The sequence below is a fragment of the Methylocystis sp. JAN1 genome, from assembly GCF_052186135.1.
Taxonomy (GTDB): domain Bacteria; phylum Pseudomonadota; class Alphaproteobacteria; order Rhizobiales; family Beijerinckiaceae; genus Methylocystis.
Map to the genome: position 1 here is coordinate 2,260,394 of NZ_CP181499.1, position 16,463 is coordinate 2,276,856.

Genomic DNA, 16,463 nt, shown 5'->3' on the forward strand with positions numbered 1-16,463 from the left:
ACGGGCGACCGGTCTCGAACTATTTACTAGCCGCCGGTGACTCGCTAGACTTTTTTGCGCTGCAGTATGGGGCCGGCTCGTCCGAGCGTTACGCCCGCCAGGGAGGAATGGGTATGGCTGCGACCGTCCCCTCCATCGGCTTTCTGTTCGACGACGCTCGCGGCGCCGGCGAGCGCTCGATCCTTTTCCTGAATATCATCACTGCTTCACATCCAGGCCGGCGAAGGCGTCGGCGAGCGTCATTTCAACGCCATTGAAGCACAACGCGGAAGCGCGCCCGAAGACAGCGGCGCAAGCATCGTGGCCTGACGGGAGAGAGCATGTCCGCCATCGCCGTCGTCAACGCTGGCTCTTCGAGCGTCAAATTCGCGATCTTCGACGCCGCCGAAGCGTCGGCGCTCCGGCTCAAGGGGCTGATCGAAGGCATCGGCGCGACGCCCCGCGCGAAGCTTTCCGGTCCTGGCGGCGTGGCGCTTTTGAAGGAAGACCTCCCGCCTGACGACTTCGATCATGCGGCTGCAACGCGCACGATGATGCGCATCGCCGCGCCCTGGCTGGACGGCGACGATATTTCTGTCGTTGGCCACCGCGTCGTCCACGGCGGCGGAGAATTCTCCGCGCCGCTGCGCGTGACGGAGGCCATTGTCGAAAAGCTCGCCGCTTTCATTCCGCTGGCGCCGCTGCATCAGCCGCATAACCTCGCGGTCATTCGCGCCCTGCTCGCAGATCATCCACAGGTCCCGCAGGTGGCCTGCTTTGACACGGCGTTTCACACGACCCAGCCGCCCATCGCTCAGGCCTTCGCCATCCCGCGCAAATATTCCGAGGCCGGCGTTCGGCGGTATGGCTTCCACGGCATTTCGTATGAATATGTCGCCGGCAGGCTGAAAGAGATCGCGCCGGAAATCGCCAACGGCCGCGTGATCGTGGGGCATCTGGGCAATGGCGCGAGCCTTTGCGCGATGAAAGACGGAAAGAGCATTGCGAGCACCATGGGCTTCACCGCGGCCGACGGCCTTGTGATGGGCACGCGCTGCGGGGCGATCGATCCCGGCGTTCTGGTGCACATGATCGACCAGTATGGCTTCGACGCGCGCGGTCTTGAGGATTTCATATATCGCAAGTCGGGCCTCCTCGGCGTCTCCGGCATCTCCTCGGACATGCGCACGCTGCGCGCTTCATTCGAACCGGCGGCCAAAGAGGCGATCGCGCTTTTCGTTTATCGCATCGTCCGTGAGATCGGTTCGCTCGCGGCGGCGCTTGGCGGCCTCGACGCCATCGTCTTTACCGGGGGCATCGGCGAGAACGACGCAGATACGCGCGCGGAAGTCGCCGCCGGCTGCGCCTGGCTGGGGGCGGCGTTGGACGAGGCGGCCAATGGAGCCGCCGACGAGAAGATTTCGAGCCCGGACTCGACCGTCGCCGTGTATGTCATTCCCACGAACGAGGAATTGCAGATCGCGCAAAGCGCGTGGCGGGTGATTTCTTGCTGATCCGCCTTCGCGTCTCTTGCGAGGAAAACTTCCTTTGGTCGCACCTAAGCGAGTTTGTGACGATTCTAAAGGTTTAGAGCGCGCGCTCCAGGCTAGGCGCGCTCTAGGTAGTTCCCGTAAGTCGACCGCCCCTTCGGAGAAGGGTAGACGAGCATGATTGAGATGGCGATTGTCAGAAGAGAATAAGTTGCATTGTGCTGTCGCCCGTCCCATTCATTGGACAGGAACAATCAGCGCATTTCTGGAGCGAGGTGGGCAACCGCCTCGCTTCTTTTTTACGACGCGGCTTCAGCCTCCGGCGAGCTTTACGGCTGCGACTGCGATCTCGGCGACGATTACCGAAAGCACCACGGCGTCTATGATCTCGGCGCGAACGTACATGGGCCAAAGATGGCGCGCGGAGCGCACCGTCGCAATTAGCGGAAACCGAGCGGTGCTTTGTCGCACACGCTTGGCTGCCTGGCTGATAAAAAGGGAATGTCGGAGCCCCCCGTCAGCCGGCGGCGAGCCAAAGCGCGATCATAAACGCTCCGACAAGCACCGAGAGCATGACCGCATAGGATATTTCGCTTCGGATGAACATGTTTTGACCATGCCACACGCTCGATGCGATTTCCACGTCGTTAAGGGGACGAAGAACAGGTCTCGGTCAAGGCTGCCGGCGCCTGTGTCGCGACATGGCGCAGAAATCGAAGCGAGGAGCCGCTATTTCGCCAAATTTCTCGCCAAGGGATTAAGGTATGTTCGTTAAGCGAGAGTAGGGGGCGTTCGATGGAGTTTCTCAAGCGCTACCGGGACATTTACGGCGTTGATGGCGATGAAGACCAGGAGCGGCGCGCCAACTCGGTAGTTGCGTTCCCGACGCCGCAACCGGCGCAGCGAAGCGACAACGCCGCCGCGGCGCTCAATCTGGTGGCCGAGGCCGCCGCGGCCGTCAGAGGCTTGGAGGAGCAGGCGGCCGAAGCAATCGCAAGGGCCCGGCATCTAGCTGACGCGCTCATGAAGAAGCTGGAAGTTGCGGATGCGCGCGTCGAACACGCCGAGAACAAGCTCCGAGACGCCGAAGCGGAGGTTTCTCAGCTGACTGCGGCCTCCGCAGAGGCAAACAACGCTCTTTCAATGCTTCGGCAGAGGCTGGCGGCAAGGGAGGCTGAGCTCGCGGCCGCCGAAAAACGCGCAGCCGACGCTGAGGCCGCTATTCAGAACATTGTGGACGCGATCCGCACGCAGCTACCCTTGGCCAAGTAGCGTCCTCGAGATTGATCCGACAAGCTGATCGCCTCTGTGGCAGGATAAGTGGCCGCAGAGTCGGGAGGCCTGTAAGCAAGTCAACAGAGATTGGCCTACGGTAAGGCGATCGCGACGGCATGCGCAACATTGACGGCGATATGAGCCAGTACTGCGGCCGCCGCCGCGAGGCATAGGATTTTCATCCAGTTAAAATCGTCTGGATACATGGCGATGGCCCTCAGTTGGACCGCACCGCGTGGCCTCATTTTCGATGCTAGCGCTTATACGCAGGAATTCAAGAACAAGCGCGCCTGGCCGCTGGCCGCCGAACGGGCGAGCAGGGCGGCGAGGCAAAGGCGAATCATTTCGCCCGAGCAGCCCCGCGCCGGAAACCCACCATGGACTCAACGGCCGTCGGACGAGAACCGCCTGCCCGTGCGATCCTGCAGGCTTTTATTTTTCTTTCTGTAAAAATGGTCGGAGTGGCGGGATTCGAACCCACGACCCCTTGTCCCCCAGACAAGTGCGCTAACCGGGCTGCGCTACACTCCGACTGGCCGCCCTTATAGAGAGGCGATGGCCCGCTGGCAACGGGAAAGGCGTTTCCGATTGCGCTCCGCGAGATCACCGACGCGTGAGGTTGAGCAGCCGCTTGCACTCCTCGATCTCGGCGAGGGCCTGGCGCAGGAGCTGGGATTGCTCCTGATCCAACCGCCGCGTGACCACCACGGGCGCGTTGAAAACCGGCGGGGGAGCGGGCGGCGCCAGCTCGGGGACGCCCACCGCCGGCTCGGCGGGCGGGGGCTCGATCGGCATTGCGAAGTGAGGCGGTTCGGGCGCGGAAAGGCGCGGTTCCGGCTCTGGCAGGTCCAGCGCCGCCTGCCGCCCGAGGCCGGAAGGGGGGGACGGAAATTCGGGAGCCTGCGGTTCCGGGCGGGCCGGAGTCGGCTCCGACGGCGGGGCAGGGGACTCGGCGGGCGCCGGCGCGACCAATTCGCCGCTCTGGCGGCGGCGCACGTCCGTAATGACGTTGTCGACGCCCCGTTCCTTGAGGATGCGCTGCACCCCCTTGATCGTATAGCCCTCGCGATACAGCAGGTGGCGGATCGCCTCGACGAGCTCGATGTCGCGCGGCCGGTAGAAGCGGCGGCCGCCCGCGCGCTTGACCGGATCGATTTCCTTGAAGCGCGTCTCCCAGAAGCGCAGCACGTGTTGCGGCAGGCCGAGATGGTCCGCGACCTCTCCGATCGTGCGCAGCGTGGCGATCTCTTCTCTCGATATCGCGCCTCTCGCAGCCACCTTCGATCCCCGACTCAACTCCCGGGAGTCATTCTTACATGGCGGGGCCGTGTCATATCAGCCCAAAATCCCGCGCTCCGCCGGCGCCGCGCGCGCAAGGTGTGGACAAGCGTCGCAGCCATCCCTTAAGTGCCGGAACCGTTAAACCTCCAGGCGAGCGCAATGGAAGACTGGCTTCTCTTTCCCCATCCGGTTCCCGAGGTAAAGCACCATGCGACGGAAGCGAACGCCGTCGCCGTCCGCAATTGGCTTTGGGTCGTCGCGGCGCTGGTCTTTCTGATGGTCGTCGTGGGCGGCGCGACGCGTTTGACCGAGTCCGGCCTCTCCATCGTGGAATGGAAGCCCGTCACCGGGGCGATTCCGCCGCTCACCCGCGAACAATGGATGCAGGCCTTCGAGGACTACAAAAAGATCCCGCAATATCAGGAGCTGTTTCCGGATATGGACCTCGCCGGATTCCAGTTCATCTACGCCTGGGAATGGGCCCACCGCCTGCTCGGGCGCCTGATCGGCCTGGCCTTCGTGGTTCCGCTTGTCTGGTTCTGGGCGACGAAGCGGCTGCCTGCTTCGGTAAAGCCCAAGCTTGTCGGCATTCTGGCGCTCGGCGCCCTGCAGGGCGGCGTCGGCTGGTGGATGGTCTCCTCCGGCCTTGTCCATCGCACCGAGGTCGCGCAGGAGCGCCTCGCGATTCATCTCGTTATCGCCGCCCTCATCTTTTCGTCCTGCCTCTGGGTCGCCGGCGGGCTGGGGCCGCGGCGGGAATCGAGCGCGCATGAACATATCGGGCGATTGCGCGCCGGGGGGCTTCTCATCCTTGCGCTCGTCTTCGTGCAGCTTTTTATGGGAGGAATCGTCGCTGGCCTGCGCGCCGGCCTTGTCGAGAACACCTGGCCGCTGATCGCCGGCGCCTTCATTCCCTCCGCGGACGTGCTTTTCCCGAGGGAGCCGTGGTGGTCGAACATCGTCGACACGCCGATAACGGCGCAGTTCTTCCACCGCATGATCGCCTATGTGATCTTCGCGCTGGCGACGCTGCATCTCGTCGATGCGTCGGCGAACGCTGGCGGCAGGGCGCGCAGCGGCGCGGTCATCGTCTTCGCGCACGTCGTCGGACAGATCGCGCTCGGCGTTGCGACCTTGCTTCTCGTGGAGCCGCCTTATGCCGGGACGCCGCATCTTCTGCTGGCGCTCGGGCATCAGGCGTTAGGGATGGGCGTGCTGGCGGTGGCGACGCTGCAGGCGCGCCGTCTTGTCAGCGACATCAGGGATTAAGGGAGCGAGCGCCGTGGAAAACCTTCCGTTCCTCAATCTGCCCGGCCCAGAGTTCCTCAACGTCTTTGGCGCGCTGGCGATCATCGTGCTTGTCGCGGGATGGCTGCTGATCCGCGTCGCCGATCAGACCGACAAGCGGCCCCCGCCGCCCGTGCCGCAAAATCCCGACCCGGTCGAGGTGGCCTTCCTCCAGGGCGGCGTGAACCAGGTCATCCGCATGATCAGCTACGATCTCGTGCAGCGCGGCTATGCGGCGCTGGCGCCGGACGACCGGATCGCGCCGACGGCCAAACGCCCGGAGCCCGGCGCGCTCGACAATATGGAACGGCGCGTGCTGGAGTCGATCCAGGCGAAGCCGAAGGCGCATGAACTCTTCGCCAACCTCACGCAGCGGCGGGAATTGCTGGCGCAGCTCGAGCCGGTGCGGGCAAAGCTCGCCGCTGAGGATCTGGTGAAGCCGGAGTCGGTGAAAACGTGGCGGACGCGTGTGCAGATCGTCGGCGCGCCGCTGCTCGTCGGCTTCGCCGGCGCGAAGATTTATGTCGCGCTGAACGCCGGCCACAAGAATGTCTGGTATCTGGTCTTCCTCTGTATCGCCGCGGTCGCCGGACTCTTCGCGCTCTGCTATGTCGCGACGCGCAACCATGCGAGCCGGCGCGGGCAGGCCTATCTCGAGGCGATGAAGCTCGCCTACAAGCCGCGCCTCGACGGCGCGCTGCTCGAAGTCGGCGCGCCGGCCCCCGTGAAAGCCTTCGAGGGCGCATCGCTCTTCCTTATCGGCCTCTATGGCTTCTCGGTGCTGAAGGGCACGGCGGACGCCGCCTTCGCGGCGCATTTCAAGCGCGCTTCGGGCGACGGCGGCGGCGGCGGCTGCGGATCGAGCTGCGGCGGCTCCTGCGGCAGCGGCGATGGCGGCGGCGGTTGTGGCGGCTGTGGCGGCGGCGGTGATTAACGCGCCGCCCCTTGGCTCCGGCCTCGGTTATCGGCCGCGCCTCCGCGCCGACCTCTTCGCCAATCGCGAGCGCGTCGATTTTCTGGAGATCATCGCCGATCACTATTTCGACGCCTCGCGGGAGAAACTGCGCGAGCTCGACCTGCTGCGCGCGCATTTTCCCCTCGTGGCGCATGGGTTGGACCTTTCGCTCGGCTCCGCCGAAGGGACCGATCGCGCTTATCTCGAAAAACTCGCGCGGCTCATCGAGCGCGTCGACCCGCCCTGGTGGAGCGAGCATCTTTGTTTCACGCGCGCCGGCGGCGTCGATATCGGCCATCTCGCCGCGCTGCCCTATACGCGGGAGGCGATCGACGCCGTGGCGCGCAATGTCGAGACGGCGCGCAAGCGAATCAAGGCGCCGCTCGTGCTCGAAAACATCGCCACCGTCGTGCGCGCGCCCGGCGGCGAGATGGACGAGCCGGAGTTCCTGACGCGGGCGCTCGACGCGACGGGGTGCGGCTGGCTGTGCGACGTGGCGAACCTCTACACGAACGCAGTCAACCAGGGCGTCGACATCGACGCGACTTTCGAGCGCTGGCCATGGGATCGGCTCGTGCAGATCCATTATGCGGGCGGGCGGTGGCGTGACGGCGTGCTGATCGACAGCCACGACGCCGCGACGAGCGAGGCGGTCTGGGCGCTTTATGACCGCGTCGTCGCGCGCGCGCCGGTCAGGGGCGCGATTCTGGAGCGGGACGAGCGCCTGCCGCCCTTTGACGAATTGCTGGACGAAGTTGAACGCGCACGCGCGACGCTGAGGGAGTGCGGACGTTGGGGCTGAGAGAGACGCAGGCGCTGCTTGCGCGCCTTTTCACCGACGCCGGCCTGCGCCGCGCCTTTTTCGAAGATCCGCAAGCCGCCGCTCGCGGCTTGGGACTATCCGGCGATGACGCCAGGACGCTTGCGGCGCTGGATCGGCGGGAGGTCGAGGATTTCGCTCGCTGTCTTCTCGGCAAACGCGCCCTTGACGCCCGGAAGGTTCTGCCGCTGACGGCGAGGGCGCTGGGCGAGGATTTCGACAGACTGCTTTTCGAGGCGATAGAGGGGCCGCCGTCGCGGGAGCGCCATCGAGGCGACGCCGCCGCTCTTGCGCGCCTGCTGGCGGCTCGCAAGCCCAATCCCGCCTGGACCGGCGATCTCGCGCGCTTCGAAATGGCCTTTGTGACAGCGGCCCGGCCGGGGGTATTTTTGCGCCGCTTTGACTGGCCCATAAACGACGTTGCGCGCCAGCTTCTCGCCGGCGCGCATGTCGATGTCGCCCCACGGCGGCGCTTCGGGATCTGGTTCCGCGCGCCGGGCGGCAAGCTTCACTGGCGGCTGGTTTAGACCCCGCGCCGAAAAGCTTGCGGGATTTCCGCCTGACGGCGTTCCGCCACCACGTCGATCATGCGCTCGGCGCCGCGGTCGCGGGCTTCCTGGCTTTGCGCCTTGGCGAGCTCCTCGCTCGCTTCCTTGAACTGGGCTTCCGCTTCCTCGAGCTGACCCTTGAGCTCGTTCAGCGACGCCACGATGTTCTCGCGGCGGGAGCGCGCGGCGCGCGCATAAGTGGGATAGGCGAAATGACTGGGATCGGAAATATTGGCGCGCTGCTCTTCATGCGTGATTTCGCGCTCAAGCTCGTTCGACATGCGCGTGAATTCGGCGATCATCGTGCTGAGCTGCACGACGCGCCGGCGCTTTTCTTCCGCTTGAAAGCGTTTCAGGCGAACAAGTGTATCCCGCGACTTCATGCCCTGAACTCCATTACGCGACGCTTATGCAAAACAAACCTTTAACTCCGCGAGACGATTTAAATATGCACGCCGTAGGTTGCTCTTTGGTTACCGCGTTAGAAAAATCCAATGCGTATCGGGCGAAGACCGCGCGTCGCCCTATTTGCCGCCGGGCGCTCTCATCTTTGGAAATGAAGGAGGCGAAGCCTATGCGGTCGATTGCTCTCTCATTCGGCGCGCTTTGCGTCTTCGGCGCCGCTGCGTTGGCGCAGACCAGCGGTCTGCGTCGGGCCGACGGTCTCGAATGGAGGCCGGCGCCTGCCGATCTGCCGAAAGGCGCGGAGGTCGCGGTTCTTTATGGCGACCCGATGTCCTCCGGGCCTTTCGTCGTGCGGCTGCGCGCCAAAGCGGGCTATCAGGTGCCCGTGCATAAACATCCGGATCTCGAAACCGTAACGCTGATTTCGGGCGCCGCGCGATATGGCGAGGGGTCGCAATCGGACCCGCGCGCAGAAAGCTTCATCCATGCAGGCGACTTCTTCGCGGCGCCGGCCGGCATGGGCCACTGGATCACGTTGAACGAGGACGCGGTCTTGCAGGTCTCCGGCACGGGACCCTGGAAGATCGAATATCTCGACCCGCGCGACAAGGCGCGGATCCAGCAAAGAGGCGCGGCTCTAGATTGATTCCCCGGCCGGGGCGCTTTGCGGCGCGCCGCCGTAGCGGCGGTAGACATAAGCCGGCGGCGGCGCGTGCGACTCGGTCTCGGCGAAGGCCGCGAAGCGCGCATGCTCTGGTGAAAGATGGCACGCCGGGTCCGTCGCCGCCGCGTCGCCGGCGACCGCGAGCGCCTGGCAGCGGCAGCCGCCATAGTCGATCTCCTTGCGCTCGCAGCTTCGGCACGGCTCCTTCATCCATTCCGTGCCGCGATAGGCGTTGAAGGCGGCGCCGTTCCTCCAGATGTCGGCGAGCGGACGCTCGCGCACGTCGTCGAAGACAAGGCCCGGTATCGTCTGCGCCGCGTGGCAGGGCAGGGCCTTGCCCGAGGGAGTGACGACCATGATGGAGCGACCCCAGCCGCCGGCGCATTGCTTGGGCCGCGTGGCGTAATGGTCGTGAATGACGAAGTCGAAATTGAGAACGCCTTGCAGGCGTTTCTTCGCTTCGTCGACGACGCCCACCGTCTCCATGAAGATTTCGCGCGTCGGAATCAGCGCCGCGCGGTTTTCCTGCGCCCAGGCGTAATATTGGATATGCGCGATTTCGATGCGCTGTGCGTCGACTTCCGCGGCGAAATCGATGATCTGCGGCAGATGCGCGATGTTCTGGCGATGCATCGGCGCGTTGATGGTGAGGCCCAAGCCAAGCTCGCGCGTCCAGCGCGCGACGTCGCGCTTCTTCGGCACGCCGCCCGCAAAGCCCGAGATGCGGTCGGCGCTTTCCGGAACCACGTCCTGAATCGAGACCTGCACATGGTCGAGGCCGATCTCGGCCAGCCGCGCCAGCTTTTCGCGCGTCAGCAATACGGCGGAGGTGACGAGATTGCTGTAAAGACCCGCTTCGACGGCGTAGGCGAGGATTTCCTCCAGATCCCGCCGCGCGGTCGGCTCTCCGCCCGAAAGATGCAGTTGCATCGCGCCGGCGGCGGCGGCCTGACGGAAGGTCTCGCCCCACTGCGCCGCCGTCATCTCGACATTTGATTTTTCAAGCTCCAGCGGGTTCGAGCAATAGGGGCATTGCAGCGGGCAGCGATGCGTCAGCTCCGCGAGAAGCCCCGTAGGGCCGCTGGAGAAGGGCGTGATGGATGACGCGAAGCCCGAGAGCTTGGGCGGCGAGAAAGGATCGACGCCGTCGCGCAGCAGACGCTTGTCGGCGAGGCCCTGCAGAAGGTTCGTCACGTCGCCGGTGATGACGTCGAGCGGCGCCGAATATTGTTGCGCGAGCCGCGCGCAGAGATCGGCGATCGTCGTCCGGCCGTCAATCGCATTCAGAACGATGAGGCCGATCGGGTCGAGCTCATAGGCGCGCTCCGGCGCGAGGATGACCGTGCGTTGGCGCGCCCTGTCCTCATGCAGGCGCGCATAGCGCGTGAACGCGGGGCGGGAGTCCGGGCCGATGAGGTAGCGCGTCGTCATTTCTTTCCCGGCATGTCGGGGCCGCTCTGTCCCCTCCCTGTCCCTCCCCCGCATAGCCCGTCGAAAGACGGGCGTCCATTCAGACGCCCTATGGCGGGAGAGGGGACGCTCGCGATCAGCGTCGCTGATGAAGGCGACGCTCCGCTCCCTCTCCCGCGCGGCGGGGGAGGGTTGGGGAGGGGGCCTTACTCCGGCCGCCACGCGCCCGGCGGGATCAGCCCGGGCGTGACGTAAGCGTGATGTAAGGCGTCGAGCTGCGCCCACAAGACGTCGCATTTGAAGCGCACGGCGCCGACGCAGGCTTCCTGCTCCTCGCGGGTCTTCGCGTTGTCCAGCACATAGGCCAGCGCAAACTCCGAGTCGCGCGGGGCCTGCGAGAGGCGGCGCTTGAAATAGGCCATCACATGGTCGTCGACGAAGTCGTAATTCTCCAGCATCCCGGCGATGCGCTCGCGATGGATGGAAGGCGCAAACAGCTCCGTGAGCGACGAGGCGACGGCGACGACGAGCGGCTGCTCGACGACGAAGCGCACATAGGCTTCCACCGCGAATTTCGTGGCGGGCAGGGCGCCCTGGCGCGAGGTCACGTAATCGCGCGAGAAGCCGAGCGCATCGGTGAGCACGAGCCAGCGCTCGATGCCGCCGCCTTCCTCGCCCAGTCCGTCATGGTCGTGAATTCGATGGATCCATTCGCGGCGCAGCTCGCGGTCGTGCGCGCGGCTCATGAAGGCGGCGTCCTTGCGCGGCACCGCCTCCTGATAGCAGTAGCGGTTGAGCGCCCAGGCGGCGACCTGGCTCTTGTTGAGCTTGCCGCCATGCAGCAGCTTATGAAACTCATGCTTGTCGTGGTAGCGCTCGACGCCGACATTGCGGATCGCGGCCTCGAAATCGGCGCGCGGGAGCGGCGCGGCGTCGCGCCAATCGGTCACGATCTGGTTCATAGCGTCATCTCCATGCCGTCCGCGCCGACTTCCCAGCCGGCCGCGCGAACGGCCGCATGTTCTTTCGAGTGGGCGTTGAGGACCGGATTCGAATTGTTGATGTGCACGTAAATCTTGCGCGCGACGTTCAGGGGCGCGAAGGCGGCGATGGAGCCGTCCTCGCCGCTCATATTGATATGCCCCATGCGCGAGCCGGTCTTGCCGAGCAGGCCCTGCTCGATCATCTCGTTTTCATGAAACAGCGTGCCGTCGAAGAAGACGAGCGACGCGTTGCGCAAGCGGTTGGCGAGCGGCTCGTCCACTTTCGCGCAACCGGGAATATAGAAGAAAGACTTGCCCGTTTTCGTCGCGCTGATTTCAAGGCCGAGCGTGTCGCCCGCGCTCGTGCCGAAGTTCGGGGCGTTCTTGTTTTCGAGATAGAGCGCGATCTTGCCCGGCACGGGGAAGGCGCGGATCGTAAGGCCGAGATCGACGCCGGCGCCCTTGAGCGGGATGGTCTCGTCCATGCGCAACTCGATGCGGGGGACGAGTTGCGTCTGCAAAATGGTGAAAATCGGATTGGCGCCGAGCGCCTGTAGGACGCGCCCCGCCGCATAGACGCTGAAAGGCTGGGCTTCGCGCAGGTTCAGCAGGCCCGCGACATGATCCACGTCGCCATTGGTGAGGGCCACCGCCTTGATAGGGCTAGCGCGGACGGGATCGCCCTCCGCTGGGGCCAACTCCGGCGCGGCGGCGATCTGCTCTCGAAGGTCCGGCGAGGCGTTGAGCAGCACCCAATTCCCGTCCTCGGCCGAGACGGCGAGCGAGGACTGCGTGCGCGGCGAAAAGCCCGGCGCGCCGGCGCGCACCGCGCGGCAATTGGCGCAATTGCAGTTCCACTGCGGGAAGCCGCCGCCGGCGCCCGAGCCTAAAATTCTGATTCGCATCGCGTTTCCCGGCGACTCCGAAGGAGAGCCGTTTTTCCCGTTTGTCGTTTTCTTTGGGCGCGCACTATGCACCCTCGGCGCAGCCGCGCAAGTGCGGCAAATTTGCCTGTTGTTAACTGAGCCGCTCAACTTTTCAGTGCGACCCGCGAGGCGGCCGCCCCGTTTTCGTCGCTTTCTCCGGTAAGAAGGAGGATCGGCCGGGGGCCTTTGCATGGACGCAGCGGGAAAAGATTCCGCCGCGCTGGACCAGCCAATTGCGCAATGCTTCGCTGAAATTGACCGCCCTTCTCGCTGCGGCGCTGCTCTCAGGCTGCGTTTCCGACGGCATGCGCGCCGTTGACGGTCATATCGCCAACGCCGCATCCTTTGTTTCGGGGCCGCGAGGCGAGCCCAGCCGCGTGCCGCTCTTCGTCGCTTCGACCCGGCGCGGGGAAGGGGCGACGGATGACGGGCGTCCGCATTTCTCGCTCACCGCCATCGGCGTCCCGCAAGGCCATCGGCCGGGCGCGGTCGAACGGCCGAGTTTCGGCGCCGCTGACAAGGGCCGGCATTTCACCGTCCTCTCCAAGCGCAATATGGACGAGGACGAGTTCTACGGCGAGATCGCCTCCCATGTGTCCGGCCGCGTCGGCAGCTCGCGCGACATTCTGCTTTACGTGCACGGTTTCAATACAAGTCATGACGAGGCGCGCTTCCGTCTGGCGCAGGTCGTCGCGGATGGCGGCTTTTCAGGCGTGCCGGCGCTCTTTTCCTGGAACTCGCGCGGCGGCCTGTTCAACTATGAATCCGACAAGGAGGCGGCCACCGTCTCGCGAGACGCTTTGGAGAAGGTCGTGCTCTCCCTCGCGCGCACGCCGGGCGTCGGGCGCGTGCATATTCTCGCGCATTCCATGGGCTCATGGCTCACCATGGAGACGCTGCGCGGCGTTGCGCAATCCGGCCATCCCGATCTCGACGGCAGGCTCGGCGAGGTGATGCTCGCCAATCCGGACATCGACCTGAACGTATTCCGGCAGCAGGTCGCGCGGCTTGATCCGCATCGGGTCTCGATCTTTGTGAACAACAACGACCGGGCGTTGGCGCTCTCCTCGCGCATTGCGGGCGACCGCCCGCGGCTCGGCGCGATGGACCCCGCGAAGCCCGAGGACAAGGCCGAGCTCGATCGGCTCGGCGTCGCCGTGCACGACATTTCGTCCTTCTCGACGGATTACGTCGGGCACGGCGCTTTCGCCGAGGCGCCGGACGTCGTGCGAAAGATCGGCGCCCATATCGCCGCCCCGCGCGCGGGCGACGCCGACAAGATGGCGATACCGGACTTTCGCGGCGACGAAATCGCAGGGACGACAAGCGCGGCGCAAACCCCGCCTCCGCCTCCGCCGGGTGTGCAGAAAGTGGAGACCACGCCGCTGCCGCCGGTGGCGGGGCGTTGAAAGAGCCGGCCGAGGCCGTTCTTACTTGCGAAGCGCGCTTCAGCGACTTGCCGTCGGTGCGATACATTCCGAAGCGGGCGTTAGCTCGCTCCGGCGCTTTCCTCCCCCTTCTCCGCATCCGCCCTCGCCAGCGCATTATATCGCTTCACGCTGAACGGAATGACGGCCAGAAAAGCAAGGCTCGCCACCGCGAGCAGCTCCATCGGATAGATCGCCAGCAGCAGCGCCGTCACGCCGACGCCGAAGAGCACGGGGATGACGAGGTCGCGCGGGATGCGGCCGATGCGCTTGCCGGAAAAATGCGGGATCGTGCTCGCCATCAGGAAGGCGATCGCGAGCACGTAGATGATGTAGAAGGGCACGAAGGCCTTGGAGGCCGGCAGCTCCAGGGCCGAGAAGTGCAGATAGAGCGGCAGCAGCACCGTCACGGCGCCGGCGGGCGCGGGCATGCCGACGAAGAATTCGGCCTGCCAGGCGGGCTTGCCGGGATCGTCGATCGTGACGTTGAAACGGGCCAGCCTCAGCGCGGCGGCTATGGCGAAGGCCAGCACGGCGAACCAGCCGAGCCCTTTGATCTCGTGCAAGCTCCACAGATAGAGAAGCAGGCCCGGCGCAACGCCGAAGTCGATGAAATCGGCAAGCGAATCCAGTTCGGCGCCGAAGCGCGACGTGCCCTTGATGGCGCGGGCGAGGCGCCCGTCGAGTCCGTCGAGCACCGCCGCCGCCATGATGGCGGTGACGGCCTTCACGAAATCTTCCTCGACTGCGTAGCGGATCGCCGTGAGGCCCATACAGAGCGCGAGCAGCGTCACGAGATTAGGCAGCACCACGCGCAGCGGGATGTTACGGAAGCGCAAGCGCCGAAGCTCGGGGGGCGAAAGCTGGAAACCCTGATCGTCGCTCATACTCTTGTCAGCCCGTCTTGAAGGTCAGCGTCGGCGCGTCGGCCGTAAGGTCCGCGAGAACGGTCTCGCCCGCCACGGCGCGCGTGCCGACCGCCACCATCGCGCGGGCCGATGACGGCATGTAGACGTCGACGCGCGAACCAAAGCGAATGAGGCCGAAGCGCTCGCCGACGCCAAGGCTCTCGCCTTCCTTGGCGAAGCAGACGATGCGGCGCGCGACAAGGCCCGCGATCTGCACCACGCCGAAGCGGCCGCGCGGGGTCTCGATAACGAGGCCGTTGCGCTCATTGTCCTCGCTCGCCTTGTCCAGATCGGCGTTGATAAAGAGGCCGGGCTTATAGGCGATCTTCGCGATGCGGCCGGTAACCGGCATGCGGTTTACATGGCAGTCGAAGACGCTCATGAAGACGGACACGCGCTGCAGCGGCTCGGCGCCCATGCCGAGCTCGGGCGGCGGCAGGAAGAAGCCGATGGAGCAGACGACGCCGTCCGCCGGCGAGACGACCAGCCCGTCGCGCAGCGGCGTGACGCGCGGGGGGTCGCGGAAGAAATAAACGCACCAGGCCGTGGCGATGAAGCCGATCCAGCCCAGCGTCGGGGAGATCCAGTCGAGCACGAAGGCGGCGACGGCGAAGCCCGCGATAAAGACATAGCCCTCGGGATGGATCGGAACGAGAACTTTCCGAACGGAATCGATGACGGACATTCAGGGGCTCCCCTTGCGCGATTGTTGGGCAAATCGCGGCCGCGTCTCTTTGCCATGTTGCAGCGCCAAAGTCACGGGCGGCGGTCGGGCCTTCAACGGTTCGCCTTCGCCAGATCCCTACAGCCGCCAGATCCGGCAGGGCGCGCCCGCCGGCAGCGGCCCCTCTCCCGGCTCTCTGACAAGAAGCGCCTGCGACTGCGCGAGTTCGGTCAGGAGCGAGGAATCCTGCATGGGCGTCGGCGTCGCGACGAGGCGGCCCCGGGCGTCCTCCGCCAGCGCCGCGCGCATATAGTCGCGCCGGCCTTTATTGGCCGGGAGGTCCGCGCCCGCGATGGCGGCCTCGGTCTGGTCCGCCCCAGCCCTGGGGTCGCCCTGCAGCGCGCGGATCAGCGGCGCGAGGAAGACCAGCGCGCAGACGATCGAGGCGACCGGATTGCCGGGCAGGCCGAGAATATGGGCGTCGCCAAGACGACCGGAGATGAGCGGCTTGCCCGGGCGCATGGCGATTTTCCAGAAATCCAGGGTCATGCCCTGACGCGCGAGGGCGGGCTTCAAAAGATCGCGGTCGCCGACGGAGGCGCCGCCAAGCGTGACGAGAATGTCCGCCTTGGCTTCGCGCGCCAGGCCGATCCCCCGTTCGAGCGCGGCGAGGTCGTCACGGAAGATGCCCAGGTCGATCACGCTGGCGCCGGCTTCTTCGGCGATGGCGCCCACCGCGAAGCTGTTGCAGGCGATGATCTGGGTCGGGCCGGGCTCGGCTCCCGGCGGGACGAGTTCGTCGCCTGAGGCGAGCAACGCCACGCGGGGCCGGCGGGCGACTGGCAGAGTGGCGTGGTTCATGGCGGCGGCGAGCGCCAGTTCGGCGAAGCCGAGCCGCGCGCCGGCGAAAAGCGCCGCGGCGCCTTCCCGGAAATCGAGGCCCTGCCTGCGGATGTGATCGCCAGCCCTGGCGCCGGGCTTCGCGCGGATGGCGCCGTCGGCGATCTCGGCGTCCTCCTGCAACAGGATGGCGTCCGCGCCGGCCGGCACGGGCGCGCCGGTGAAGATGCGCACGGCCTTGCCGGCGTTCAAGGGCGCGCCATAGCCATGGCCGGCGGCGCTTTCGCCGACAAGCTTCACAGGGCCGCTTGCGAGATCAGCCGCACGAACCGCATAGCCGTCCATGGCCGAGACGTCGACCGGGGGCTGGGTGCGCTTTGCGACAAGGTCGCGAGCGAGGGTGCGCCCACGCGCATGGGCGAGGGCGACTTCCTCGTCGCCGAGCCGCGACGCGCCGCCCAGCACGCGCGCCAGGGCGTCGTCGACAGGCAGAAGCTTGTTTTCGGACATATCGAACCAGACCTCCCCGTCCTTGCGAGGAGCGAGGCGACGAAGCGATCGGGGCGCCTCGGCGGGCCTCTGGATCGCTTGGCTTCGCTCG

16 protein-coding genes and 1 tRNA gene are annotated in these 16,463 nt (G+C 65.8%); 8 read left to right on the top strand and 9 right to left on the bottom strand.

What is annotated here, in order from left to right; translation table 11 throughout:
• Positions 1-320: 320 nt before the first annotated feature.
• Both ACNHKD_RS10725 and ACNHKD_RS10730 read left to right on the top strand, forming a co-directional pair.
• Positions 321-1,493, top strand: a complete 1,173-nt coding sequence (locus ACNHKD_RS10725) for an acetate/propionate family kinase (protein ID WP_442753477.1) — start codon at positions 321-323, stop codon at positions 1,491-1,493.
• Positions 1,494-2,264: 771 nt separating this feature from the next.
• On the top strand, positions 2,265-2,741 hold the full coding sequence (locus tag ACNHKD_RS10730; RefSeq protein WP_442753478.1) for an ABC transporter permease: 477 nt from the start codon (positions 2,265-2,267) through the stop codon (positions 2,739-2,741).
• Between the two features lie 456 nt (positions 2,742-3,197).
• Here ACNHKD_RS10730 and ACNHKD_RS10735 read toward each other — a convergent pair.
• Positions 3,198-3,275: transfer RNA gene (locus ACNHKD_RS10735), tRNA-Pro, on the bottom strand.
• A gap of 72 nt (positions 3,276-3,347) precedes the next feature.
• The gene (locus ACNHKD_RS10740; protein ID WP_442753479.1) at positions 3,348-4,022 is read right to left on the bottom strand and encodes a MerR family transcriptional regulator; all 675 of its coding nucleotides are present in this window, start codon (positions 4,020-4,022) and stop codon (positions 3,348-3,350) included.
• Between the two features lie 162 nt (positions 4,023-4,184).
• On the opposite strand from ACNHKD_RS10740, the gene ACNHKD_RS10745 reads away from it, so the two are divergent.
• From ACNHKD_RS10745 to ACNHKD_RS10760, 4 genes are read left to right on the top strand one after another with little or no spacing between them, the layout of a single operon-like run.
• Positions 4,185-5,294, top strand: a complete 1,110-nt coding sequence (locus ACNHKD_RS10745; RefSeq protein WP_442753480.1) for a COX15/CtaA family protein — start codon at positions 4,185-4,187, stop codon at positions 5,292-5,294.
• Between the two features lie 13 nt (positions 5,295-5,307).
• Positions 5,308-6,246 (top strand): TIGR04222 domain-containing membrane protein, encoded by a 939-nt coding sequence (locus tag ACNHKD_RS10750; RefSeq protein WP_442753481.1) that lies wholly within the window; start codon positions 5,308-5,310, stop codon positions 6,244-6,246.
• Positions 6,203-7,069 (top strand): DUF692 domain-containing protein, encoded by an 867-nt coding sequence (locus ACNHKD_RS10755; RefSeq protein ID WP_442753482.1) that lies wholly within the window; start codon positions 6,203-6,205, stop codon positions 7,067-7,069. The genes ACNHKD_RS10750 and ACNHKD_RS10755 overlap by 44 nt, the downstream gene beginning before the upstream one ends.
• Positions 7,060-7,614, top strand: coding sequence for a hypothetical protein (locus ACNHKD_RS10760; RefSeq protein ID WP_442753483.1), 555 nt, complete (start codon positions 7,060-7,062; stop codon positions 7,612-7,614). Before ACNHKD_RS10755 ends, ACNHKD_RS10760 begins: the two co-directional genes overlap by 10 nt.
• On the opposite strand, the gene ACNHKD_RS10765 is transcribed toward ACNHKD_RS10760, so the two are convergent.
• Complete coding sequence (locus ACNHKD_RS10765) at positions 7,611-8,018, bottom strand: flagellar export protein FliJ (RefSeq protein ID WP_442753484.1); 408 nt, start codon at positions 8,016-8,018, stop codon at positions 7,611-7,613. The two genes, ACNHKD_RS10760 and ACNHKD_RS10765, sit on opposite strands and share 4 nt — an antisense overlap.
• A gap of 191 nt (positions 8,019-8,209) precedes the next feature.
• Here ACNHKD_RS10765 and ACNHKD_RS10770 point away from each other — a divergent pair, with 191 nt between their 5' ends.
• Positions 8,210-8,686: a cupin domain-containing protein gene (locus ACNHKD_RS10770; RefSeq protein WP_442753485.1), complete on the top strand. Its 477-nt coding sequence runs from the start codon at positions 8,210-8,212 to the stop codon at positions 8,684-8,686.
• Here the strand turns inward: ACNHKD_RS10770 and pqqE are convergent.
• The 3 genes from pqqE to pqqB all read right to left on the bottom strand — a co-directional run bounded on the left by pqqE (position 8,678) and on the right by pqqB (position 12,002).
• The gene (pqqE, locus tag ACNHKD_RS10775; protein WP_442753486.1) at positions 8,678-10,135 is read right to left on the bottom strand and encodes a pyrroloquinoline quinone biosynthesis protein PqqE; all 1,458 of its coding nucleotides are present in this window, start codon (positions 10,133-10,135) and stop codon (positions 8,678-8,680) included. The genes ACNHKD_RS10770 and pqqE overlap by 9 nt on opposite strands.
• Positions 10,136-10,320: 185 nt before the next feature.
• Positions 10,321-11,076 (bottom strand): pyrroloquinoline-quinone synthase PqqC, encoded by a 756-nt coding sequence (pqqC, locus tag ACNHKD_RS10780; protein WP_442753487.1) that lies wholly within the window; start codon positions 11,074-11,076, stop codon positions 10,321-10,323.
• Positions 11,073-12,002, bottom strand: a complete 930-nt coding sequence (pqqB, locus tag ACNHKD_RS10785; RefSeq protein WP_442753488.1) for a pyrroloquinoline quinone biosynthesis protein PqqB — start codon at positions 12,000-12,002, stop codon at positions 11,073-11,075. The genes pqqC and pqqB overlap by 4 nt, the downstream gene beginning before the upstream one ends.
• A 254-nt stretch (positions 12,003-12,256) precedes the next feature.
• On the opposite strand from pqqB, the gene ACNHKD_RS10790 reads away from it, so the two are divergent.
• Positions 12,257-13,432, top strand: a complete 1,176-nt coding sequence (locus ACNHKD_RS10790) for an alpha/beta hydrolase (protein WP_442753489.1) — start codon at positions 12,257-12,259, stop codon at positions 13,430-13,432.
• Positions 13,433-13,512: 80 nt separating this feature from the next.
• Here ACNHKD_RS10790 and ACNHKD_RS10795 read toward each other — a convergent pair whose 3' ends face one another.
• The 3 genes from ACNHKD_RS10795 to ACNHKD_RS10805 all read right to left on the bottom strand — a co-directional run bounded on the left by ACNHKD_RS10795 (position 13,513) and on the right by ACNHKD_RS10805 (position 16,372).
• Positions 13,513-14,337, bottom strand: coding sequence for a CDP-alcohol phosphatidyltransferase family protein (locus tag ACNHKD_RS10795; RefSeq protein WP_442753490.1), 825 nt, complete (start codon positions 14,335-14,337; stop codon positions 13,513-13,515).
• 7 nt (positions 14,338-14,344) lie between these two features.
• Positions 14,345-15,043: a phosphatidylserine decarboxylase gene (locus ACNHKD_RS10800; RefSeq protein WP_442753491.1), complete on the bottom strand. Its 699-nt coding sequence runs from the start codon at positions 15,041-15,043 to the stop codon at positions 14,345-14,347.
• A gap of 117 nt (positions 15,044-15,160) precedes the next feature.
• A complete protein-coding gene (locus ACNHKD_RS10805) occupies positions 15,161-16,372 on the bottom strand; it encodes a molybdopterin molybdotransferase MoeA (RefSeq protein WP_442753492.1) in 1,212 nt (403 codons plus the stop codon).
• Positions 16,373-16,463: the final 91 nt, after the last annotated feature.